This window comes from Pedobacter sp. NJ-S-72 (assembly GCF_053890575.1).
The window spans coordinates 4,101,001-4,124,287 of sequence record NZ_CM132681.1 but is presented as its reverse complement, the minus strand read 5'-3'; the positions used below and the strand labels follow the sequence as shown (position 1 = coordinate 4,124,287).

15 protein-coding genes, 4 tRNA genes, 4 rRNA genes and 2 pseudogenes are annotated in these 23,287 nt (G+C 41.8%); 18 read left to right on the top strand and 7 right to left on the bottom strand.

Translation table 11 applies throughout. From position 1 onward, the window contains the following. From ACWYN3_RS27310 to ACWYN3_RS27280, 7 genes and pseudogenes are all read left to right on the top strand, one after another. Positions 1–1,107, top strand: coding sequence for a 3'-5' exonuclease (locus ACWYN3_RS27310; protein ID WP_456217170.1), 1,107 nt, complete (start codon positions 1–3; stop codon positions 1,105–1,107). Next, entirely contained in the window at positions 1,077–1,250 is a 174-nt protein-coding gene (locus tag ACWYN3_RS27305; RefSeq protein ID WP_456217169.1) for a hypothetical protein, read from the top strand. Before ACWYN3_RS27310 ends, ACWYN3_RS27305 begins: the two co-directional genes overlap by 31 nt. Before the next feature lie 3 nt (positions 1,251–1,253). After that, a complete protein-coding gene (locus ACWYN3_RS27300; RefSeq protein WP_456217168.1) occupies positions 1,254–2,576 on the top strand; it encodes a hypothetical protein in 1,323 nt (440 codons plus the stop codon). Then, positions 2,509–3,540: a PD-(D/E)XK nuclease family protein gene (locus ACWYN3_RS27295; RefSeq protein ID WP_456217167.1), complete on the top strand. Its 1,032-nt coding sequence runs from the start codon at positions 2,509–2,511 to the stop codon at positions 3,538–3,540. Before ACWYN3_RS27300 ends, ACWYN3_RS27295 begins: the two co-directional genes overlap by 68 nt. Beyond that, on the top strand, positions 3,533–4,162 hold the full coding sequence (locus tag ACWYN3_RS27290) for a PD-(D/E)XK nuclease family protein (RefSeq protein WP_456223169.1): 630 nt from the start codon (positions 3,533–3,535) through the stop codon (positions 4,160–4,162). The genes ACWYN3_RS27295 and ACWYN3_RS27290 overlap by 8 nt, the downstream gene beginning before the upstream one ends. A 105-nt stretch (positions 4,163–4,267) precedes the next feature. Further along, a pseudogene (locus ACWYN3_RS27285) lies at positions 4,268–5,254 on the top strand (pyruvate dehydrogenase complex E1 component subunit beta). A 145-nt stretch (positions 5,255–5,399) separates the two neighbouring features. Continuing rightward, positions 5,400–7,723: pseudogene (locus ACWYN3_RS27280) on the top strand (Tex family protein). On the opposite strand, the gene ACWYN3_RS27275 reads toward ACWYN3_RS27280, so the two are convergent. From ACWYN3_RS27275 to ACWYN3_RS27265, 3 genes are read right to left on the bottom strand one after another with little or no spacing between them, the layout of a single operon-like run. Beyond that, positions 7,716–8,111 carry a hypothetical protein gene (locus ACWYN3_RS27275; protein WP_456217166.1) on the bottom strand — a complete coding sequence of 132 codons (396 nt, stop codon included), beginning with the start codon at positions 8,109–8,111 and terminating at the stop codon, positions 7,716–7,718. The pseudogene ACWYN3_RS27280 and the gene ACWYN3_RS27275 sit on opposite strands and share 8 nt — an antisense overlap. Beyond that, positions 8,026–8,967 carry an MFS transporter gene (locus ACWYN3_RS27270; RefSeq protein ID WP_456217165.1) on the bottom strand — a complete coding sequence of 314 codons (942 nt, stop codon included), beginning with the start codon at positions 8,965–8,967 and terminating at the stop codon, positions 8,026–8,028. The genes ACWYN3_RS27275 and ACWYN3_RS27270 overlap by 86 nt, the downstream gene beginning before the upstream one ends. A gap of 32 nt (positions 8,968–8,999) precedes the next feature. Then, positions 9,000–9,473 carry an MFS transporter gene (locus ACWYN3_RS27265; protein WP_456217164.1) on the bottom strand — a complete coding sequence of 158 codons (474 nt, stop codon included), beginning with the start codon at positions 9,471–9,473 and terminating at the stop codon, positions 9,000–9,002. A gap of 173 nt (positions 9,474–9,646) precedes the next feature. Between ACWYN3_RS27265 and ACWYN3_RS27260 the strand changes: the two genes are divergently transcribed. Next, the gene (locus ACWYN3_RS27260) at positions 9,647–10,510 is read left to right on the top strand and encodes an AraC family transcriptional regulator (protein WP_456217163.1); all 864 of its coding nucleotides are present in this window, start codon (positions 9,647–9,649) and stop codon (positions 10,508–10,510) included. A 30-nt stretch (positions 10,511–10,540) separates the two neighbouring features. Here the strand turns inward: ACWYN3_RS27260 and ACWYN3_RS27255 are convergent, their stop codons facing one another. Genes ACWYN3_RS27255 through ACWYN3_RS27240 form a run of 4 tightly spaced genes read right to left on the bottom strand, consistent with a single transcriptional unit; the run spans position 10,541 to position 12,570 of the window. Beyond that, on the bottom strand, positions 10,541–10,963 hold the full coding sequence (locus ACWYN3_RS27255) for a peptide chain release factor-like protein (protein WP_456223168.1): 423 nt from the start codon (positions 10,961–10,963) through the stop codon (positions 10,541–10,543). Then, positions 10,864–11,163, bottom strand: a complete 300-nt coding sequence (locus ACWYN3_RS27250; protein ID WP_456217162.1) for a hypothetical protein — start codon at positions 11,161–11,163, stop codon at positions 10,864–10,866. The genes ACWYN3_RS27255 and ACWYN3_RS27250 overlap by 100 nt, the downstream gene beginning before the upstream one ends. After that, the gene (locus tag ACWYN3_RS27245) at positions 11,163–12,020 is read right to left on the bottom strand and encodes an RtcB family protein (RefSeq protein WP_456223167.1); all 858 of its coding nucleotides are present in this window, start codon (positions 12,018–12,020) and stop codon (positions 11,163–11,165) included. Before ACWYN3_RS27245 ends, ACWYN3_RS27250 begins: the two co-directional genes overlap by 1 nt. Beyond that, positions 11,986–12,570, bottom strand: coding sequence for an RtcB family protein (locus ACWYN3_RS27240; protein WP_456217161.1), 585 nt, complete (start codon positions 12,568–12,570; stop codon positions 11,986–11,988). The genes ACWYN3_RS27245 and ACWYN3_RS27240 overlap by 35 nt, the downstream gene beginning before the upstream one ends. A 1,452-nt stretch (positions 12,571–14,022) precedes the next feature. On the opposite strand from ACWYN3_RS27240, the gene ACWYN3_RS27235 reads away from it, so the two are divergent. The 10 genes from ACWYN3_RS27235 to ACWYN3_RS27190 all read left to right on the top strand — a co-directional run bounded on the left by ACWYN3_RS27235 (position 14,023) and on the right by ACWYN3_RS27190 (position 23,073). After that, positions 14,023–15,543: ribosomal RNA gene (locus ACWYN3_RS27235) — 16S ribosomal RNA — on the top strand. 219 nt (positions 15,544–15,762) lie between these two features. Next, a tRNA-Ile gene (locus ACWYN3_RS27230) sits at positions 15,763–15,836 on the top strand. Between the two features lie 15 nt (positions 15,837–15,851). After that, positions 15,852–15,925: transfer RNA gene (locus ACWYN3_RS27225), tRNA-Ala, on the top strand. A 239-nt stretch (positions 15,926–16,164) separates the two neighbouring features. Further along, a 23S ribosomal RNA gene (locus tag ACWYN3_RS27220) occupies positions 16,165–19,046 on the top strand. Positions 19,047–19,215: 169 nt separating this feature from the next. Further along, positions 19,216–19,327, top strand: a 5S ribosomal RNA gene (gene rrf, locus ACWYN3_RS27215). Between the two features lie 220 nt (positions 19,328–19,547). Further along, on the top strand, positions 19,548–20,153 hold the full coding sequence (locus ACWYN3_RS27210) for a zeta toxin family protein (RefSeq protein ID WP_456217160.1): 606 nt from the start codon (positions 19,548–19,550) through the stop codon (positions 20,151–20,153). After that, the gene (locus tag ACWYN3_RS27205; RefSeq protein ID WP_456217159.1) at positions 20,140–20,319 is read left to right on the top strand and encodes a hypothetical protein; all 180 of its coding nucleotides are present in this window, start codon (positions 20,140–20,142) and stop codon (positions 20,317–20,319) included. The genes ACWYN3_RS27210 and ACWYN3_RS27205 overlap by 14 nt, the downstream gene beginning before the upstream one ends. An 850-nt stretch (positions 20,320–21,169) precedes the next feature. Continuing rightward, positions 21,170–22,691, top strand: a 16S ribosomal RNA gene (locus tag ACWYN3_RS27200). The 16S, 23S and 5S rRNA genes sit together here with 4 tRNA genes alongside, the layout of an rRNA operon. 219 nt (positions 22,692–22,910) lie before the next feature. Then, a tRNA-Ile gene (locus ACWYN3_RS27195) sits at positions 22,911–22,984 on the top strand. A 15-nt stretch (positions 22,985–22,999) separates the two neighbouring features. Then, positions 23,000–23,073 (top strand) — tRNA-Ala (locus ACWYN3_RS27190). The last annotated feature ends 214 nt before the right edge of the window (positions 23,074–23,287 follow it).

Sequence of the window (23,287 nt, the reverse complement as noted above, 5' to 3'; positions counted from 1 at the left end):
TTGAAGAGCAGACAACTCGAAGAGTTAGCCGGGGTATTACCTGTTGATTTATGTCAGCACTGGCGTAGCTGGATGCAGCAGCCTTTACCCGAATTACTGGAAAAATTGATTTCAGCCTATGGTCTGAATGAAACTGCATATTCAAGTCACCTGCCTTATTTATTTGCTTTAAGAGATCTGGCAGGAAATATCGGACGTCAGGGAGAAAAAGGAATTACCTCGTTTTTGAAGTATTGGAAAGAAGAGGGGAGCCGGAAAACTTTGCCTTCTTCCGAAAGTACAGACGCCGTACAGGTGATTACGATTCACAAATCTAAAGGACTTGCTTTTAAAGTGGTGATGATCCCCTTCTGTAATTGGGATATCAATGGTAAAATCAATACGATCTTTTGGGTGCCTGCTGCAAATACGCCATATCATAAATTACAGAGTATCCCATTAAAATATACATCTAGTTTAGGGGCATCGGCTGTTGCCATTCCTTATTATGAAGAACTGCTTTATAATAATATGGACGCTTTAAATATGCTTTATGTGGCCACAACCAGGACAAAGGAATATCTATATATTAGTTGTTTAGGTAAAAAGACAGATACTGTTAGTACTATTGGTGATTTGTTAATCAGAATATTTGAAGACCAGCTTACACCAGAAGGACAGTTTCTGCTGGAAGAAGAAGTAGTGAAAAAGAGTTCAGGAGGTTTATCAAAATATATAGGTCCGGGAGTTATCAATTTGAAAGAATATCCTATATCAGAAAGGCTCAGCGAAGTTTTTAATAACGATGTTAAAAAGAAAGAGCTGGATATGTTATTAAATGATACTGCGGGGCGTGAAGGAAGTATTTTACATGAAGTACTTGCCCGTGCTGCGGATACTAGTGAAGTGGATGAGGTTTTAGGCCAGATGCTGACCGAAGGGTTCTTCAAGGAAAAGGAGATCGTCGATTTCAAAAAGCAGGCAGTTAATGTTTTGCAGCATCAGGATCTTCAGATTTATTGTCGAATAGTACCCAAAGTATCAATGAAAAAAGTATCATCGATATTACCGGCAAAAGTTACCGTCCGGATAAGGTGTTGTTTACGGCAAAAGATGAAGTTATTGTAATTGATTATAAGTTTACAAAAAAACAGAGCCGTAACCATGTGAAGCAAGTACATGGCTATCGGAACCTTTTACAGGAAATGGGTTATCCGAAAGTAAGTACCTATTTATTTTATGCCACGCTAGGCGAATTGATTCTGGTATAAGAAATGAAAGCATTTTTAAAAGAAGTTGCAGAAGATTTAGTAAACAGGTTAGGAAATAATCTGCACAATTCTGCTGTCATATTTAATAACAAACGACCTGTAGCCTATTTGCAGCATCATTTAGCAGACACGATAGGCAAACCTTTCTGGAGTCCATCCTTTTTTACCATACAGGAGTTTTTTGCACTTTCAACAGATTTACTGATTGCTGATGGTTTTACGCAGTTTTTTACGCTACACCAGCAATACAACGAATTACTGAAGGCAGAAGGAGCAAAAGAAATCAATCCTGATGTTTTTTATCCTATTGCAAGAATTATACTGAGCGATTTTGCACAGATAGACAATGATCTGGTCAATGCAAATCAATTATTTGAAGAACTTGAAGATATAGCTGTTATTGAGAAGGATTTTCAGCATCTGACACCTGAACAACAAGCTTTTCTGGAGCAGTTCTGGACTTCGTTTTCTACAGGAAAACAGAAGAACCATCAGGAACAGTTTATCCGGATGTGGCGCAGGATGCCTAAGTTATATCGTGGTTTCCATAATGCTTTAGCCGCAAAAGGGCTGACTTCTATGGCACATGTATACCGGAAGCTGGCTAATGGAACGGCAGATAAGCCAGGTTTTATAGCTGATTTTGCCGCGGGTAAATTAGTCTTTGCCGGGTTTAATGCCTTAAGTAATGCCGAAGCTGTAATTTTTAAGAGATGGAATGAAGCCGAAAAAGCGTTGTTCTATTTTGATACGGATACTTATTATATGGAGGATGATACCCAGGAAGCGGGATTATTCCTTCGGAAAAATATTCAAAGATTGGGTTTGCCCAACGCGCTTGGTCATAGCAGATCTTTAATTAAAGCAGAGAAAAAAGAAATTAAAGTTTATAAAACACAAGGACAGACGGCGCAGGCAAAGATTCTGCAATTGGAACTGGAAGAAGATTATCCAATATTGGAAGCCGCTGATAATGCTGGTAAAATCGCTTTAATCCTTGCGGATGAAAGTTTACTGTTGCCTGTTTTGCAAACTATTCCTACGCATTATAATGCAGAAGGTAAACGTCTGGCGGTTGATCTGAACGTAACAATGGGTTACCCACTGTTAGCGACCTCTATTTTTGGGCTGGCAGATATCTGGCTTTCGGTACAATCCCAATTGGCAGGCGGGAAAAAAGACACAGTTTATCACAGGGAAGTAGAGGCGTTTTTATCACATCCGCTTGTTGGCATTTCGCGCAGAAACCAGGAATACTTTGCAACTGGAGATCTTAACCAGGCAATTAGTCGAAGTAGATATTCCTTTATTACAACGCTCCGGTGAGCTGGCAGCCCTTTTTTTTACTAAAAGAAATACGGGTGCTTCTGCTATTGTAAATTTACAGGAGATTTTTAAATTAGTTTTAACACAGCAGGTAGAGGAGAAAACCTTAAAACAAACCGAGGTAGATTTATTTATTGCCACAATCAAAGAATTAAACCGGTTACATGATACAATAGCCGAATTTGCTGCCCGGTTACCTTTGCCTTTTGTTTTATCGCTGATTCAAAAAGCGGTGCAGGGGATTGCGGTTCCATTAAGCGGGGAACCTTTACAAGGCGTGCAGGTCATGGGGTTACTGGAAAGCAGGAGCCTGGACTTTGATCATGTTTATATACTAGGAGTTAACGAAGGTATTTTACCACAGGTAAGTGCATCACCCAGTTTCATCCCTGATAGTATCAGGAGAGCTTATGGATTACCTGTAATTGAAAATCAGGATGCGATCTCAGCTTATATGTTCTATAGGCTGTTACAGCGTTCACGAAAAATAAGCCTGGTTTATAATGGTCAGGCAGATGATAATACTACAGGTGAACCGAGCAGGTTTTTACGCCAGCTTGAGTTTGAAAGTGGTCATAGCTTTACCTATTTTGATCAGTCGCAATCAGTCGCTACAGAACATCTGGTGACAATGAATATCAAAAAAGAAGGAGAAGTATTAAAGCGTTTAGAACTGTATCTTGATCAGAAAGATCCTTCAGTACGGATTTCGGCAACTGCGCTGACAACATATCTTAACTGTCCTGTTCAGTTTTTTTATAAATATATCGCTAAAATAGAAGAGCCAAAAGAACTCTCTGAGAATCTTGAAGCAAACTATATTGGCTCAATGCTCCACTTTGTGCTTGAAAAATTCTACGAAGAACTGAAGGCAGAAAGTCCTTATATCACCAGGGAACGAATTGTTGAACATAGAATACTTACCCAGGCTAGCAGAAACAGCTTTTGTGAAAGTGATGTATGATGATGAAAAACAACATTTGACTGCCAATGGAATGCAGCAGGTTGTATTGGCTATTGTTTCTGAATATGCAAATGTGATTCTCGACCATGATGAAAAAGAAGCTCCTTTTTCTATTATAGGGTTAGAAAGTAAGGATGAAATTTATTTCAAGCTCAATGTAGCTGGTATAGAAAGACAAGTTACTTTACATGGAATTATAGACAGGGTAGATCAGAAAAATGGGATAACACGCGTGGTTGACTATAAAACTGGTCGTGATGAACTCCAGTACAGTTCTCTGGAAGAGATTTTTGATGCGGATACAGACAAACAGAATAAGGCGCTGATCCAAACGCTTTTTTACACTTATGTCTATGAGCAGTCGAGAGGAATAACTGACATGGAACCCAATTTGTACCTGATCCGCAAGATGAGGAAAGAGGGGACCTTGTTTAATTTTTCTGAAGGAAGGGGAAAAAAGATGCAGTTACAGGCCGAACATCTGGAAAGTCTGAAAATAGATTTTAGTCGTCTGCTAAGAGAAAAACTGGAAGAATTATTTAATCCGGAAACCCCTTTTATACATACAACACTAGCCGATAATTGTACATATTGCCCTTATTTGTCCCTTTGCGGGAAGTAGAGCAACAATAGCAATAATAATAATCGCTTTGTAATGTAATTAAAACAAACTTTATTATTACGTTACAATAGTTATATTTGCCGGCAGTTAACATTTGAATATACAATGAGAGAGATTCAATTTAGAGAAGCTTTGCGTGAAGCTTTGAGCGAAGAAATGCGTAAGAATGAAAACGTATTCTTAATGGGCGAAGAAGTTGCGCAATACAATGGTGCATACAAAGTAAGTCAGGGAATGCTTGATGAGTTTGGTGACAAACGTATCATCGATACCCCAATTGCTGAGCTTGGTTTTACCGGTATCGGTATTGGTGCTGCAATGAATGAATGGTATTCCAGTCATAGAATTTATGACATTCAACTTCTCCCTGGTTGCAATCGATCAGATCATAAACGGAGCTGCAAAAATGTTATCCATGAGCGGTGGACAGTTTTCTATTCCAATCGTATTCCGTGGTCCAACAGGTAATGCAGGTCAGTTAGGCGCTCAGCACTCTCAGAATTTTGAGAACTGGTATGCAAACTGTCCAGGTTTGAAGGTTGTTATTCCTTCAACTCCTTACGAAGCAAAAGGATTATTAAAACAAGCTATCATTGATCCGGATCCAGTTATTTTCATGGAATCGGAAGTAATGTACGGTGATAAAGGTGAAGTTCCAGAAGAAGAATATTACCTCCCAATCGGAAAAGCAAGAATCGTTCAGGAAGGTACTGATGTAACTATCGTTACTTTTGGTAAAATGCTGACACGTGTTGTTAATCCAGCTGTGGAAGAATTAACGAAAGAAGGAATCAGTGTTGAAGTTATCGATTTACGTACTGTACGTCCTACGATTACCCTGCAATCATTGAGTCTGTTAAGAAAACAAACCGGTTGGTAATTGTTGAAGAAGCATGGCCATTGGCTTCTATTTCTTCTGAAATTGCTTTCAATGTACAAAAAAATGCTTTCGATCATTTAGATGCACCAGTTTTACGTATCACTTGTGCTGATGTACCATTACCATATGCACCAACTTTAATCGCTGCCAGCTTACCAAATGCTGAACGTGTAATTAAAGCGGTGAAAGAAGTAATGTACGTAACAAAATAAGTTATTAAGAATTGTTTATATATAATCCCGCTGGCTAACCCCATGCGGGATTTTTTGTTTTTTAACTTTACCCAAAGAAATTTAAATTCACAGAAACCGTTTTACATTTATAAGCCGTTTCATAAACCTCACCCAATATTTTAACATGAATAATCACTCAAAGATTATTGCTGCAGAATTAGCAGTCTCAGAAAAACAGGTTATTGCAACTATTGAATTATTAGATGAAGAAGGAGCGACAGTACCTTTTATTTCCCGTTACCGTAAAGAGGTTACCGGAAGTTTAGATGAGGTACAGGTTGCTGCGGTTCGTGACCGTTTCCAGCAATTGCGTGAACTTGACAAAAGACGTGAAGCTATTCTGAAAGCGCTGACCACACTGGGTAAACTAACGCCAGAGCTTGAAGCTCAGATTAATGCGGCTGAAAACATCACAACTATTGAAGATATTTATCTTCCTTACAAACCAAAAAGGAAAACAAGAGCTTCGGAGGCAAGGCGCAAAGGGTTAGAGCCTTTGGCAATTTTGATTTTTGAACAGGGCAAATTAAATCCAGATGAAGAAGCAGCTAAATATCTGAATACGGAGCTTGGTGTCACGAATACAGAAGAAGCATTAGCTGGTGCAAGAGATATTATTGCCGAAATGATTAATGAAAATGCTGAAGTCCGCACTGATATGCGTAAGTATTTCCAACAAAAAGCTGTGTTGAAGTCTACAGTAGTCAAAGGTAAGGAAGAAGAAGGGATTATTAAATACAAAGACTATTTCGAATGGGAAGAAGCAGTGAAATCTGCGCCTTCTCACCGTGTTTTAGCCATGAGACGTGGAGAAAATGAATCTATACTGAAATTAGAGGCTATGCCTGAAGAGGATGGAGCGATCGAAATTTTAGAAAGACAGATCATTCAGGGCAACAGTGCTGCTTCTAAACAAGTAGAGCTGGCTTTGCATGATTGTTATAAACGTTTGCTGGGACCAGCGATGGAAACAGAACTTCGCCTGCTGGCTAAACAAAAAGCAGACGAAGAAGCAATTCGTGTATTTGCTGAAAATGCAAGACAATTATTGCTTGCTGCACCAATGGGACAGAAAAATGTTCTGGCAGTTGATCCGGGTTTCCGTACAGGATGTAAGGTAGTATGTCTGGACAGACAGGGTAAATTATTAGAGAATACAACAATCTATCCGCATACCGGACAAGGAAATATAAAAAATGCGGCGGATGCTATCCAAAAGTTATGTGCTAAACATGAAACATGAAGTTGAAGCTATTGCTATTGGAAATGGTACAGCTGGTAGAGAAACGGAAACTTTTATCAGAGGTCTGAGCCTGACAGGTGTTCTGATCGTGATGGTGAATGAAAACGGCGCATCTATTTATTCTGCATCAGAAGTAGCCCGTGAAGAATTCCCAACTCAGGATATTACGGTTCGCGGAGCTGTTTCTATTGGCCGCAGGTTAATGGATCCTTTGGCTGAACTGGTTAAAATCGATCCTAAATCTATTGGTGTTGGACAATATCAGCATGATGTAGATCAGACTAAACTTCAGCAATCGCTGGATGATACGGTAATGAGCTGTGTGAATGCGGTTGGTGTAGAATTAAATACGGCTTCTAAACAAGTTTTAGCTTACGTTTCAGGTCTGGGGCCACAGCTTGCACAAAATATCGTGACCTATAGGAATGAACATGGTGCCTTCAAAAACCGTGAAAGTTTAAAGAAAGTTCCGAGGTTAGGTGATAAAAGCTTTATGAGCAGGCGGCTGGTTTCTTAAGAATCGGAGATGCGGTTCATGTATTGGATGCCAGTGGTGTACACCCGGAGCGTTATGCACTGGTCAGTCAGATGGCAAAAGATTTAGGACATTCTGTAGATGATCTTTTAAAAGACATAAAACTTCAAAAACAGATTAAGTTACAGCAATATATTAGTGAAAATGTAGGTTTACCTACATTAAATGATATTATGAGTGAGCTGGCTAAACCAGGAAGAGATCCAAGGGAGGCCTTTGAAGCGTTCAGTTTTACAGATGGTGTAAATGAAATCAATGATTTAAAAGTAGGGATGAAATTGTCAGGTATTGTAACCAATATTACCAATTTCGGTGCTTTTGTAGATATAGGTGTGCATCAGGATGGTTTAGTGCATACAAGTCAGCTTGCGGATAAATTTGTAGCTAACCCTAATGATATTGTAAAAGTTAGTCAAAAGGTAGAAGTGACGGTGAAAGAGATTGACGTAGTCAAAAACGTATTTCTTTGTCTATGAAAAGTGAAAATGCACCTAAACCGGCTGCACGTGCTAAAACAGAAAGGCCCGTTGCCAACAGAAAACCTGAGAATAACAAGGGTGATGCTGGTAACAGACCTCAAAATAACAGGCCAAGGCCTCAGCAGGTAAAAGCACAGCCAGAAGGCGATTTGCAAACGAAGCTGGAAGCTTTGAAAAATAAATTTAAATAACTATCCAGGTTTCCTGTAAGTGACGCCAGGTTATTTTCCCTTCCTCATCAGCAATAAATAATGCACTAGATCTGCGGTTGTTTGTTACTGATGGGGTTTTTTGCGTTTCATGGTATACAATGATTGCCATGTTATCGGCTGTATAACTCACGATGAACTGATCTGCTGTTGCATAGAATCCTGGTTTAGCCCCGAATACTGTCGGTAACCATGCCGCCAGATCATCGTAATTTTTAACAGAACCATCCGGGGCAACCATGATAAAATCTTTGTGCAGCCTTCCTAATATCTCATTTATATTTTCAATAGTTGTTTCTCCTTTGAACCACGCGGTGATTGCGGTGTTGAAATCGTGAACCTGTTGTTGTGCAGTATGTGTAATATTCATATTTATTTTTTTTTACCGGTAATTTGTTTAATCTGATGGTGAGAAAGAATGCGATGATGAAAATGCAGAGCAGACAGCCTATGGAAATTGCAAATGCTGTCTTAAAAGTATGATCAGCAGGATCAATGTTTAATAGTGAAAAGAATATTGTTCCAATAATGGCTACGCCTATCGCACTGCCCATCTGTATTGCTGTACTGATTATACCAGCTGCCATCCCTGCTTTTTCAGTGCTAACAGGTGCAAGAGTGATACGGACCAGGGCTGGCAGTACAATACCATGTCCCATACCGGCAATCATTAAGCCGGCATATAATAGTAATCCTGGTGTATTGTATAGGATAACAGAAAGAATAACCAATCCATAACCTGTCACAAGCAGCCCTAAAGCAAGTAGAACAACTGCTGATCCAAGCTTCCTTGTCAGGATTGCACTGGTTAACGGGCCAATAAAGAATCCGGCTGCATAGGGGAGTACAGCTAATCCGGCCGAAAGTACATCCCAACGCAATCCATTTTGTAAATAATATGGATAAACCATAAAAAAGGCGGCTGTACAGTTGAAAAAGAAAATGATAATTGCTCCGGTTACAAAATGCTGGTCACGAAACATATTGAGGTCTATCAACGGGTCTCTGCCTTTGGAAACGGTATACTTTTCTATTTTAATAAAGGCAATTAAAACTGGGATCGCGGAAGCGAAACAAATGAATATCCATAATGGCCAGCCTTCTTCTCTCCCTTTGATTAAAGGATAGATGATTAAAAACAATGCAAGGGAAAGAAATAGGATACCCGGAATATCCAGTTTGGGCTTTTTTGCAGGCTTGTTCTCTGGTAAAATAAAAAATGCCATTATAATTGTGAGGAGTCCAAGAGGTATATTGATCATATCATAAAAACTGATTCCCAGGTGAACCCAAAGGGATGAACTTTGATCAGTATTCCACCTAAGAGCTGACCGGCAATTGAAGCAAGACCAAAAGTAGCCCCAAAGAAGCCCATTGCTTTAGGCTGCTCTTTTACCGGGAAAATAATACGGATAGAGGATAAAACCTGTGGTGCAAGTACTGCTGCGGCCAGTCCTTGTACGATACGTGCACTGATTAATACCAGGATATTCGGAGCGAAACCGCAAACAGCGGAAGAAAGGGTAAATAAGATCATTCCGATAATAAACACGCGTTTTCTGCCATAGATATCTCCCAGTCTGCCACCGGTTACAACCAGAACGGCATAAGTTGCACCATAAGAAATGATTACAAACTGTAGCTGACTTGCGGTGGCCTGTAAACCTTCTTTGATTACTGGCAAGGCTACGTTCACTATGAAAAAGTCTAACGGAGATAAAAATGCACCCATCAACAGGACAATTAAGGCAAGCCATCTCTTATTGTAAAGGTTTTTTATGAGCTGATAATGAATCTGGAACGACTTTCTGCATAAATTGATTTTTTGTATTGCAAAGGACGCTGCTCAGAGGGAGAGTTGAATTGTATTTTAAGAGGCTTGTCTTGTATCTTTGGAGGATGGTTATGAAAGATATCAGAGAATTATTCGAAATTTCTATTCTGGAGAGAATGCCAGGTATTACCAAACCGGAGCAGTTGAATCATTTTGAATTGCTTTATGTTCAACAGGGGAATGGGAGTCATGCCGTAAATGGAAATAGTTACGCGTATAATAATGGGAAAATATTCTTTTTAACTCCTGACGACTGGCACTCTTTTACGATTGAAAGTCCTGCCCGTTTTGTCCATATCCGATTTTCGGAGGTTTCATTTTTTAAACTTCAGGCCGAAGCCAGTCAGCTGGATTATTGTGACTGGATGAAAAAGATCGGGTATATATTTCATAATTATCATGCTAAAGCAGGTTGTCTGTTCAGAAATGAGCAAGACGAATTGTTTGGACTGACACTGATGGAAGGAATTGTAAGGGAACATCTCCATAAGGGAATTGGTTCTTTAGCGATTATACGCCAGTCAGTTTCTATCCTGATTAATTTGATTGCCAGGAATATTATCCGTACCGAGCCTGATGAAAGATTGGAGAGTGGTAATGAATCTGCCGTTATGAAGATAATAGCTTATTTACAGCAGCATATATACGAACCAGAAAGTCTAAAAATGCAGGTTATAGCAAATGAATTTCATCTTTCGGTAAATTACATGGGTGAATACTTTAAGAAGCGTACTGGCGAAAGTATCCAGGAGTACATTATAAATTATAAACTGAAATTGGTAGAGACGCGTCTTTTATATAGTAATATGCGGGTAAAGGAGATTGTGCAAGAGATGAATTTCACTGATGAAAGCCATCTATCCAGGATTTTTAAAAAATATAGAGGTACAACACCTGGTGAGTATAGAAAGCAGCATAAGGTTGCTGAAATTTAGCAGGGCTGTGTTTGTACAACCCTGCTGTAATTATAAACTAGCTGTTATCGTTTTAACGGGATTTCCTCTTGATAAGGCTGCATGATTTTGCCATTGCACTTGTTGTTCATCAACCAATTGTGTTGTTTGCCATGCAATAACTTTGTTTTCCAGCCTTTCGAGGCAAAGCTTCTTGTTTTGGAGCTGTGAACGGGTATCCATCGCTAATACTTGTAAACCTGAAGGTTTATGTGTCGCCCTTACTGCGCTTTCTACTTTATTTACGTTCTGTCCGCCTGGTCCGGAAGCCCTGAGTGTTTCAATGGTTACTTCTTTAGGGTTCCATCTCAATTTTTCCTGACTTTCGAAGATTCCTACGCCAACATACCAGTTTTTGCGTTTATGGAACCGGCGGTATGGGCTTTGTGCAATCCATAAAACTGATCCATGCCATTCTTTGATAAAATCAGACAGGTCTTCGGCCTTTGCCAGTAAAACAGCAGAACGTAAGGTTCCGTTGTTCCGTTGAGGTCTCCTTTAGTGTTTTCAAGGACTTCGATCTGTATATTCAATTGTTTTGCTTGTTTAATAAGCATTTCCTGCACTTTTGCTACTACTCTGCAGCATTCCTCAGGACCTTGTCCTGAGGTGATTTGTATAATAATGCTTTTCATTAGTCTCTATTCATTCTAACTATTTTTGGTAAAAACTTACCTTGTACCTCAATGAGGTCTTTTTGTGCTGCTATGACTCTTTCTATGTCTTTATAAGCTATAGGACTTTCTTCAACGCTTCCACCAATTAAAGTTACTCCTGCATTGTTCAGCAGTTTTTTAAAGGCTGAAGCTGTCATGTTCTGTTTCGCTTTTGTCCTGCTCATCGCTCTGCCAGCACCATGTGATGCCGAATTGAGTGATAACTCAGCTCCTTTTCCTGAAACCAGGTAAGCCGGCGTAGTCATACTCCCGGGAATAATTCCCATTTCTCCTTCATGTGCAGGTGTTGCTCCTTTGCGATGAACAATCATCATTTCGTTCCCGTTCACCAGTTTTTCTTTCCAGGCGAAGTTGTGGTGATTTTCAATGTTGACTAAAGTTTGCAGACCAAGAGATTTCAGTAGTGTCTGATGTATGGTATCATGACATGCTTTAGCATATGCTCCGGCCAGATTCATACTGATCCAGTATTCTTGCCCGGCTTCTGTTGTTAAATCCAGCCATGCGAGCTTTTGCACTTCTCTTGGGAGCCTGCATTTTTCTACTGCAATTTGCGTGTAGTGGCCTGCAATATTGGCTCCCAGACCTCTGCTGCCAGAGTGAGAGAGTAAGGCCATGTATTTCTTTGCAGGTAGTTTCATTGAATTATTCTCAAATAATTCAATTTCTCCGAATTCGACAAAGTGATTTCCACTGCCTGACGTACCGAGCTGTCTGGCTGCTTTTCCCTGCAGGCGTCTTAAAAATTCTGTTTGGTTAAAAACCGGGCTATCCAGAATTTCATGATAAGGCTGGATGTCCAATGATCCTTCCATCCATTCCAAAATGAGTATGATTTTTAAGTGCCAGTTTGATCTGATGACTATAGCGCATAAAGAAGCTGGCGCTTTCATCTATGATCGAAAGTGACATCCTGCAGCCTATATCTACACCAACTGCATAAGGGATAATGGCGTTATCAGTAGCTATTACGCCTCCAATTGGGAGACCATAGCCGGTATGTGCATCTGGCATTAATGCTCCTTGTATAGCTATAGGAAGTGACATAGCCAATTCCATCTGTTTTTTAGCACCGGTATCGATTTCTTTAGTACCGTAAACTTTATAGGGGCCAGGTTGTGTTAAAAGTGAGAATGCTTCAAAATCACGTGATTTGGTCTTTCCTGTAAGTGTTTCAGCTATCTTGCCCAGGTGTTCATGGTCAAGATAGCTTTCCGGGTTATTTATAATATGGGTTAATAGTTCAGTAATGTCGGCTATTGAATGATGTTTGTAGTGTTTGGACATGGTATTAATGACCAGACTTCTTGCTTTATCATTAGTATAGCCCATTTTACTGAGTTCTTTTGTTCTTAAATTGCTCATTGCGTTTAAAATTGTTGCTTGTTGCCGGAAATCGTGGAATAAGAATTCCTGATTGAACGGCCTGATATTGATATGAATTTTCCTGTTAATACAGAGGTGAAATTCAAATTGATCCTGTTAAAGGATAGCTCCCCTCTAGAATTTCGATGAAATACCTTAACCTGAGGCAGACGAATTGCGTTGACTATTTTTGATAGTCACGTGTATCATTCCGGAAAATATTAATTATAGGAATAAACGTCAGCCTGATTTAGGCAATGAGCGATAGGGGCGATATGTAATTGTGTTCTGTCATGATTCCTGATTTTAAAATGATTAAACCATAAGGAATTGGTACAAAGGTATAATAAGAAAATTGATTGCGCCAAATTTATTTTTCCTGTTTGAATATAGGTTGAGTTTCATCAATGAATCTGTATTGTTTTGAAGGCAGGATGGGGGCTGGGACTAACATATGTATATATATATATATGAGATACAGCTCAAAAATGGGGTTAGTCATAGTTTGATAATGGGTTGAGGAGTATTCAAGGCAACGTAGTAGCAGTATTGTCGCTGTATTGTGGCTCAGTCTGAAGCGGGTCTGATACGGGTTTGATACGGGTTTGATACGGGTCAAGGCGTTTCAGACCCGTATCAGACCCGTATCAAACCCGTATCAAGGTGAGCTGGTATAGAGTTGATTCCTTGTTTCTGACCTTTATCAGGCGTTTCTTGACCTTTTGGATTGTATTACCTAAGGTTTGTTTGATGTTATTGAGAATTCAGAAATGATTACCAAAGTGGTATTCGGTATAAATTATGTGTTTTGGTTAGCTTAGGGCAAGAATTTTCTGAGCTACATGAAGAAAAGTTGATGTGTATCCGAGCTTTCAGTAATTGGAATAAAGTTTTTAGTGTTGTAAACCATGGAGTTATGGATTGTATACAAGTAATAGTGTGTTATTGTTTGGTGGGTGCATAATTTTCCTACATTTGCATCCCGCTTCGGAGGAAGGGAAAGAGTGAAAAGGAAGATTGAAAGGATGTAAAGTAGGAGTGTTAGTAAGCATTTTAGGAAGGGATAAAAAACTTCTAAAAATAAAAAATAAAAAGCTTGCCAAAACGAAAAAGATTTCTACCTTTGCAGTCCCAACAAAAACGGGAAGCTTTACAACGGATGTTGATAGGGCAACAATAACAAGATTGAAACGATGAGAGCTGGAAAATAATCAGGAACATTAAGACCTGAATAAAGGAGAGTAATCATTGGAAAATATATAGACTGCCGTGAGGTTAAGTCGATAAGTTCATTAAAGAGATGTCATTTACAAACGTAGCGAGGTAAACACGTACAAGTTCAAAGTACATGAACCGCGCGAGTTTTTTAAGTCTATTCTGACAGACAAATAAGAATAAGACTATTATTAATACAAGTTAAGAATGGTCAGTGTTCAAACAACAACATTTTTTACAATGGAGAGTTTGATCCTGGCTCAGGATGAACGCTAGCGGCAGGCCTAATACATGCAAGTCGAACGATACTCTTTAGCTTGCTAAGGAGGAAAGTGGCGCACGGGTGCGTAACGCGTATGCAACCTACCTTAATCAGGGGGATAGCCCGAAGAAATTCGGATTAACACCGCATAAAATCACAGTACAGCATTGTACAATGATCAAATATTTATAGGATTAAGATGGGCATGCGTGACATTAGTTAGTTGGCGGGGTAACGGCCCACCAAGACCACGATGTCTAGGGGATCTGAGAGGATGACCCCCCACACTGGTACTGAGACACGGACCAGACTCCTACGGGAGGCAGCAGTAAGGAATATTGGTCAATGGAGGCAACTCTGAACCAGCCATGCCGCGTGCAGGAAGACAGCCCTCTGGGTCGTAAACTGCTTTTATTCGGGAATAAACCTACTTACGTGTAAGTAGCTGAATGTACCGAAGGAATAAGGATCGGCTAACTCCGTGCCAGCAGCCGCGGTAATACGGAGGATCCAAGCGTTATCCGGATTTATTGGGTTTAAAGGGTGCGTAGGCGGCTTTTTAAGTCAGGGGTGAAAGACGGTGGCTCAACCATCGCAGTGCCCTTGATACTGAAGAGCTTGAATGAATTAGAGGTAGGCGGAATGTGACAAGTAGCGGTGAAATGCATAGATATGTCACAGAACACCGATTGCGAAGGCAGCTTACTATGATTTTATTGACGCTGAGGCACGAAAGCGTGGGGATCAAACAGGATTAGATACCCTGGTAGTCCACGCCCTAAACGATGAATACTCGCTGTTAGCGATACACAGTTAGCGGCTAAGCGAAAGCGTTAAGTATTCCACCTGGGGAGTACGGTCGCAAGATTGAAACTCAAAGGAATTGACGGGGGCCCGCACAAGCGGAGGAGCATGTGGTTTAATTCGATGATACGCGAGGAACCTTACCCGGGCTTGAAAGTTAGTGAATCATTTAGAGATGATGAGTCCGCAAGGACACGAAACTAGGTGCTGCATGGCTGTCGTCAGCTCGTGCCGTGAGGTGTTGGGTTAAGTCCCGCAACGAGCGCAACCCCTATGTTTAGTTGCCAGCACGTTAAGGTGGGGACTCTAAACAGACTGCCTGTGCAAACAGAGAGGAAGGAGGGGACGACGTCAAGTCATCATGGCCCTTACGTCCGGGGCTACACACGTGCTACAATGGATGGTACAGAGGGCAGCAAGCTGGTAACAGCAAGCAAATCTCCAAAAGCCATTCACAGTTCGGATAGAGGTCTGCAACTCGACCTCTTGAAGTTGGATTCGCTAGTAATCGTATATCAGCAATGATACGGTGAATACGTTCCCGGGCCTTGTACACACCGCCCGTCAAGCCATGGAAGTTGGGGGTACCTAAAGTATGTAACCGCAAGGAGCGTCCTAGGGTAAAACCGATAACTGGGGCTAAGTCGTAACAAGGTAGCCGTACCGGAAGGTGCGGCTGGAATACCTCCTTTCTGGAGAAAGAAAGATTACTCGCTGCGTAAATGATATACTAACAAGGACTCGAAAGAGAGGTCTTTTAGTATATATAGTAAATGACAATAAAATCTCAAAAGAAAACCCATAGGATGAAACATCAAAATTAGTGTTGTTCACCTACTGAAAGAAGGTATTGACCGAGGAAAAGGAATTGTGCTGAGACACCTCAACAACAAAACCAGACCAAAGTAAATAGTCCCGTAGCTCAGTTGGTTAGAGCACTACACTGATAATGTAGGGGTCAGCAGTTCAAATCTGCTCGGGACTACATTATATATTCTAAGGGGGATTAGCTCAGCTGGCTAGAGCGCCTGCCTTGCACGCAGGAGGTCAACGGTTCGACTCCGTTATTCTCCACAATTGGCCCGTGTTTAAGATAAAAGACACGAGAAATAGGGTACGAAGTAGCAATACTGGGTATCTGGGACAATAAAGTTCTTTGACATATTGGATATTGAAGAAGTTAATAAAGAAGAGCAAACAACAATAGAGACGTTGTTAGCTTTGAGGAAGTGAATGTGCTTGCACATGAGCTAACGAAAGGGTTAATAACCATCAAAAAAAGCATTTCCATAGGCGCAAAAGGCTATGGAGAGAAGAAAGTAAGAAAGAGTACACAGGGGATGCCTTGGCTCTCAGAGGCGATGAAGGACGTGATAAGCTGCGATAAGCTCCGGGGATTAGCAAATATGAATTAATCCGGAGATTTCCGAATGGGGAAACCTGGCTAGTTGAAGACTAGTCGCATTACGATGCGCAAACCTGCCGAACTGAAACATCTAAGTAAGCAGAGGAAGAGAAAATAATAATGATTTCCTAAGTAGTGGCGAGCGAACGGGAAAGAGCCCAAACCAGATATGTTACGGCATAGCTGGGGTTGTAGGACTACAATATGGCATTAATGAAATGAAGTGGAACAGGATGGGAAGCCTGGCAAGATAGCGTGAGAGCCGCGTACACGTAAAACATTAGTCTAGTAGTATCCTGAGTACCGCGAGGTCGGAGACGCCTTGTGGGAATCTGCCGGCACCATCCGGTAAGGCTAAATACTCCTGAGAGACCGATAGTGAACCAGTACCGTGAGGGAAAGGTGAAAAGAACCCCGAACAGGGGAGTGAAATAGAACCTGAAACTGTGTACTTACAAGCGGTCGGAGCGTCCAGGTGGCGTGACGGCGTGCCTTTTGCATAATGAGCCTACGAGTTACTCTTCTCTGGCAAGGTTAAGTGTTTAAGACACGCAGCCGAAGCGAAAGCGAGTCTGAATAGGGCGTATAGTCAGGGGAGGTAGACGCGAAACCTTGTGATCTACCCATGGACAGGTTGAAGGTGCGGTAACACGTACTGGAGGACCGAACCGATAAACGTTGAAAAGTTTCCGGATGATCTGTGGGTAGGGGTGAAAGGCTAATCAAACTGGGAAATAGCTCGTACTCCCCGAAATGTTTTTAGGAACAGCGTGGTGGTAAAGTTTAATAGAGGTAGAGCTACTGATTGGGTGCGGGGGAGTCAAATCCTACCAAATCCAGACAAACTCCGAATGCTATTAAATATACACTGCAGTGAGGCCCGGGGTGCTAAGGTCACGGGCCGAGAGGGAAAGAACCCAGACCATCAGCTAAGGTCCCCAAGTTACTACTAAGTTGAACTAACGAGGTGCGATTGCCTAGACAGCTAGGATGTTGGCTTGGAAGCAGCCATTCATTTAAAGAGTGCGTAACAGCTCACTAGTCGAGCGATCGTGCATGGATAATAAACGGGCATAAAGTAGTACACCGAAGCTATGGGTAATATGAATTTATTACGGTAGGGGAGCATTCCAGCGGCAGCGAAGTTATGACGTAAGTTGTGGTGGAGCTTCTGGAAAAGCAAATGTAGGCATAAGTAACGATAAGGCAGGCGAGAAACCTGCCCACCGAAAGGATAAGGTTTCCTGATCAACGCTAATCGGATCAGGGTTAGTCGGCCTAAGGAGAACCCGAAGGGGAAATTCGATGGACAACTGGTTAATATTCCAGTACTTTTTATAACTGCGATGTGGGGACGGAGTAGTGACACTGCCGCGATCTGACGGAATAGATCGTTAAAGACTGTAGGTATTGGAGAGGTAGGCAAATCCGCCACTCTAGCTAAAGGTCGATAGTACCGCAAGCCTTCGGGTAAGTGGATAGCGCAGGTAATCAGACTTCCAAGAAAAACCGCTAAGCTTCAGGTTATAAAAACCCGTACCGCAAACCGACACAGGTATCCGGGAAGAGAATTCTAAGGTGCTCGAGTGAATCATGGCTAAGGAACTCGGCAAAATGGCCCTGTAACTTCGGGAGAAGGGGCGCTGACAGCAATGTCAGCCGCAGTGAAAAGGCCCAGGCGACTGTTTAACAAAAACACATGGCTTTGCAAAATCGAAAGATGAAGTATAAGGCCTGACACCTGCCCGGTGCTGGAAGGTTAAGAGGGGATGTCATCTGTAAGGAGAAGCATTGAATCGAAGCCCCAGTAAACGGCGGCCGTAACTATAACGGTCCTAAGGTAGCGAAATTCCTTGTCGGGTAAGTTCCGACCTGCACGAATGGTGTAACGATCTGGGCGCTGTCTCAGCCATGAGCTCGGTGAAATTGTGGTCCCGGTGAAGACGCCGGGTACCCGCAACGGGACGGAAAGACCCCATGCACCTTCACTACAATTTAACATTGACATTGGATACAAGATGTGTAGGATAGGTGGGAGACTATGAAGTGGCATCGCTAGGTGTTGTGGAGTCAACGTTGAAATACCACCCTTTTTGTATTCGGTGTCTAACCCCTTCAGGGGGGGACATTGTTTGATGGGTAGTTTGACTGGGGTGGTCGCCTCCAAAAAGGTAACGGAGGCTTTCAAAGGTAAGCTCAATACGCTTGGTAACCGTATGAGGAGTGCAATAGCATAAGCTTGCTTGACTGTGAGGCAGACAAGCCGAGCAGGGTCGAAAGACGGATATAGTGATCCGGTGGTTCTGCATGGAAGGGCCATCGCTCAAAGGATAAAAGGTACGCTGGGGATAACAGGCTGATCTCCCCCAAGAGCTCATATCGACGGGGAGGTTTGGCACCTCGATGTCGGCTCGTCACATCCTGGGGCTGGAGAAGGTCCCAAGGGTTCGGCTGTTCGCCGATTAAAGTGGCACGCGAGCTGGGTTCAGAACGTCGCGAGACAGTTCGGTCCCTATCTGTTGTGGGCGTAGGAATTTTGAGTGGGGCTGACCTTAGTACGAGAGGACCGGGTTGGACTAACCTCTAGTGAATCTGTTGTTCCGCCAGGGGCATTGCAGAGTAGCTACGTTGGGAATAGATAAGCGCTGAAAGCATCTAAGTGCGAAACTAGCCACGAGATGAGAATTCCATATAGGACCGTAGCAGACTACTACGTTGATAGGTTATAGATGTAAAGCTGGTGACAGCATAGTCGAGTAATAAAATACTAATCATCCGAAGCTTTCAAGAGCAATAAACTGTTGTTTGTTCTTCATAACTAACTTCTTTCAATAATATGTCATCGTTTGATTCCAAAGATGGAAAGGTATAATGCAGCAATGTAAAAACCGGAACTGAAAAGGACAAACCATAATAAAATATCAATCGAGTAATAATAACAAAAGCTGGATAAAGACATTTAGGTGCCTATATCGGTGGTGTCCACCTCTTCCCATTCCGAACAGAGAAGTTAAGCCCACCAGAGCCGATGGTACTGCGGTAACACGTGGGAGAGTAGGTCGGTGCCAAATCTTAAAGAAAGCCTGTAGGAAACTACAGGCTTTTCTTGTTTAAAGCCTTTTTTAATGAACGCCTGGTCGCCTGATTCCATTCTGACCTCCTCAATATTTCCTGAACTTTGAGAAAGATAATTTCTATCTTTAATCTGATGAAACAATCTATTCTCAATGTGCGGGCATAAATGCGGTTTGCATTTTTGATAGAACTGATATTGTCTATCTATTCGGTTCTTTGATAGAAAGGTGGGATCCCTTGTCCAATCTCTATATCATATCCGGGTGCAATGGTGCGGGTAAGACTACTGCCAGCAATACAATCCTGCCGGAAATTCTAAACTGTATGGAATTTGTTAATGCAGATGATATCGCGCGTGGCTTGTCTCCTTTTAATCCTGAAAGTGTAGCTTTTGGATCCGGGAGGATTATGCTTAACCGTATTCGTGAATTGATGACTGCCCAGGTTGATTTTGCTTTTGAAACGACATTAGCTAGTAAAAGCTATGTTTCCATGGTTAAGCAGGCTCAGCTGATGGGTTACCAGGTCAGTCTGTTATATTTTTGGTTAAGCTTTCCAAATTTAACTGTAGAGCGTGTGGCGAAACGAGTGAGTAATGGAGGTCATCATATTCCTGCGGATGTCATAGAACGGAGATATTACAGAGGTATTTATAATTTATACAATCTCTATATGCCGGTATGTGACGAATGGACGCTTGTCAATAATAATATGGACCTGGCACCTGAAGTAATTGCAAAGTATGATGGCTTTGGAAAAACAATTTTTAATAGCGAGCTTTGGTATACCATCATTAAACAGCAAAATTATGGAAAGACCTGATCAGGGTGGCACGTTTACCGATAAGGTAATGATTGGACTTAAAAAGGCCTTGCGCAACTTGGTTGAGGAAGCCGCCTTAAATAATGAAAATCTCGTTGTCGGTGATAAGAATGGTAATCCTACATCCGTTCCGGCTAAAGGGTTGCTTAAAACACTTCCTGAATAATCTACCATTCGATCATTATTATTGATACCAGATTGTTTTTTAATAATATGGGTGATTTGATCGAGCCTTTTAATAAGTTTTATACTTTATCAACTTATTCCTACGATATCTTTTATTACTTTTTGTTTTTTTATGCTGGATGCTTTATGGATAACTTCGCGTAAAAACATGGTTTTATGCAGGGAATGGGCATAATTCATGTATTTAGTGTTGGCAGAGGGGATGCATTTTAGTGGGGCTAAAGGCTAAAAAGCTGTTGAATCTATCGTCCTGATTATTTATTTTAAAGTTTTTAGTGTTGTAAACCATGGAGTTATGGATTGTATACAAGTAATAGTGTGTTATTGTTTGGTGGGTGGCATAATTTTCCTACATTTGCATCCCGCTTCGGAGGAAGGGAAAGAGTGAAAAGGAAGATTGAAAGGATGTAAAGTAGGAGTGTTAGTAAGCATTTTAGGAAGGGATAAAAAACTTCTAAAAATAAAAAATAAAAAGCTTGCCAAAACGAAAAAGATTTCTACCTTTGCAGTCCCAACAAAAACGGGAAGCTTTACAACGGATGTTGATAGGGCAACAATAACAAGATTGAAACGATGAGAGCTGGAAAATAATCAGGAACATTAAGACCTGAATAAAGGAGAGTAATCATTGGAAAATATATAGACTGCCGTGAGGTTAAGTCGATAAGTTCATTAAAGAGATGTCATTTACAAACGTAGCGAGGTAAACACGTACAAGTTCAAAGTACATGAACCGCGCGAGTTTTTTAAGTCTATTCTGACAGACAAATAAGAATAAGACTATTATTAATACAAGTTAAGAATGGTCAGTGTTCAAACAACAACATTTTACAATGGAGAGTTTGATCCTGGCTCAGGATGAACGCTAGCGGCAGGCCTAATACATGCAAGTCGAACGATACTCTTTAGCTTGCTAAGGAGGAAAGTGGCGCACGGGTGCGTAACGCGTATGCAACCTACCTTAATCAGGGGGATAGCCCGAAGAAATTCGGATTAACACCGCATAAAATCACAGTACAGCATTGTACAATGATCAAATATTTATAGGATTAAGATGGGCATGCGTGACATTAGTTAGTTGGCGGGGTAACGGCCCACCAAGACCACGATGTCTAGGGGATCTGAGAGGATGACCCCCCACACTGGTACTGAGACACGGACCAGACTCCTACGGGAGGCAGCAGTAAGGAATATTGGTCAATGGAGGCAACTCTGAACCAGCCATGCCGCGTGCAGGAAGACAGCCCTCTGGGTCGTAAACTGCTTTTATTCGGGAATAAACCTACTTACGTGTAAGTAGCTGAATGTACCGAAGGAATAAGGATCGGCTAACTCCGTGCCAGCAGCCGCGGTAATACGGAGGATCCAAGCGTTATCCGGATTTATTGGGTTTAAAGGGTGCGTAGGCGGCTTTTTAAGTCAGGGGTGAAAGACGGTGGCTCAACCATCGCAGTGCCCTTGATACTGAAGAGCTTGAATGAATTAGAGGTAGGCGGAATGTGACAAGTAGCGGTGAAATGCATAGATATGTCACAGAACACCGATTGCGAAGGCAGCTTACTATGATTTTATTGACGCTGAGGCACGAAAGCGTGGGGATCAAACAGGATTAGATACCCTGGTAGTCCACGCCCTAAACGATGAATACTCGCTGTTAGCGATACACAGTTAGCGGCTAAGCGAAAGCGTTAAGTATTCCACCTGGGGAGTACGGTCGCAAGATTGAAACTCAAAGGAATTGACGGGGGCCCGCACAAGCGGAGGAGCATGTGGTTTAATTCGATGATACGCGAGGAACCTTACCCGGGCTTGAAAGTTAGTGAATCATTTAGAGATAGATGAGTCCGCAAGGACACGAAACTAGGTGCTGCATGGCTGTCGTCAGCTCGTGCCGTGAGGTGTTGGGTTAAGTCCCGCAACGAGCGCAACCCCTATGTTTAGTTGCCAGCACGTTATGGTGGGGACTCTAAACAGACTGCCTGTGCAAACAGAGAGGAAGGAGGGGACGACGTCAAGTCATCATGGCCCTTACGTCCGGGGCTACACACGTGCTACAATGGATGGTACAGAGGGCAGCAAGCTGGTAACAGCAAGCAAATCTCCAAAAGCCATTCACAGTTCGGATAGAGGTCTGCAACTCGACCTCTTGAAGTTGGATTCGCTAGTAATCGTATATCAGCAATGATACGGTGAATACGTTCCCCGGCCTTGTACACACCGCCCGTCAAGCCATGGAAGTTGGGGGTACCTAAAGTATGTAACCGCAAGGAGCGTCCTAGGGTAAAACCGATAACTGGGGCTAAGTCGTAACAAGGTAGCCGTACCGGAAGGTGCGGCTGGAATACCTCCTTTCTGGAGAAAGAAAGATTACTCGCTGCGTAAATGATATACTAACAAGGACTCGAAAGAGAGGTCTTTTAGTATATATAGTAAATGACAATAAAATCTCAAAAGAAAACCCATAGGATGAAACATCAAAATTAGTGTTGTTCACCTACTGAAAGAAGGTATTGACCGAGGAAAAGGAATTGTGCTGAGACACCTCAACAACAAAACCAGACCAAAGTAAATAGTCCCGTAGCTCAGTTGGTTAGAGCACTACACTGATAATGTAGGGGTCAGCAGTTCAAATCTGCTCGGGACTACATTATATATTCTAAGGGGGATTAGCTCAGCTGGCTAGAGCGCCTGCCTTGCACGCAGGAGGTCAACGGTTCGACTCCGTTATTCTCCACAATTGGCCCGTGTTTAAGATAAAAGACACGAGAAATAGGGTACGAAGTAGCAATACTGGGTATCTGGGACAATAAAGTTCTTTGACATATTGGAAGAAGTTAATAAAGAAGAGCAAACAACAATAGAGACGTTGTTAGCTTTGAGGAAGTGAATGTGCTTGCACATGAGCTAACGAAAGGGTTAATAACCATCAAAAAAAGCATTTCCATAGG

What these genes read in the sequence shown, in the direction of transcription:
- ACWYN3_RS27300 (WP_456217168.1), top strand. Translation starts at nt 1,254, where the DNA reads ATGAAAGCATTTTTAAAAGAAGTTGCAGAAGATTTAGTAAACAGGTTA.
- ACWYN3_RS27290 (WP_456223169.1), top strand. Translation starts at nt 3,533, where the DNA reads ATGTATGATGATGAAAAACAACATTTGACTGCCAATGGAATGCAGCAG.
- ACWYN3_RS27275 (WP_456217166.1), bottom strand. Translation starts at nt 8,111, where the DNA reads ATGAATATTACACATACTGCACAACAACAGGTTCACGATTTCAACACC.
- ACWYN3_RS27270 (WP_456217165.1), bottom strand. Translation starts at nt 8,967, where the DNA reads ATGGCATTTTTTATTTTACCAGAGAACAAGCCTGCAAAAAAGCCCAAA.
- ACWYN3_RS27265 (WP_456217164.1), bottom strand. Translation starts at nt 9,473, where the DNA reads ATGGGTGCATTTTTATCTCCGTTAGACTTTTTCATAGTGAACGTAGCC.
- ACWYN3_RS27260 (WP_456217163.1), top strand. Translation starts at nt 9,647, where the DNA reads ATGAAAGATATCAGAGAATTATTCGAAATTTCTATTCTGGAGAGAATG.
- ACWYN3_RS27250 (WP_456217162.1), bottom strand. Translation starts at nt 11,163, where the DNA reads ATGAAAAGCATTATTATACAAATCACCTCAGGACAAGGTCCTGAGGAA.
- ACWYN3_RS27245 (WP_456223167.1), bottom strand. Translation starts at nt 12,020, where the DNA reads ATGGAAGGATCATTGGACATCCAGCCTTATCATGAAATTCTGGATAGC.
- ACWYN3_RS27240 (WP_456217161.1), bottom strand. Translation starts at nt 12,570, where the DNA reads ATGAGCAATTTAAGAACAAAAGAACTCAGTAAAATGGGCTATACTAAT.
- ACWYN3_RS27205 (WP_456217159.1), top strand. Translation starts at nt 20,140, where the DNA reads ATGGAAAGACCTGATCAGGGTGGCACGTTTACCGATAAGGTAATGATT.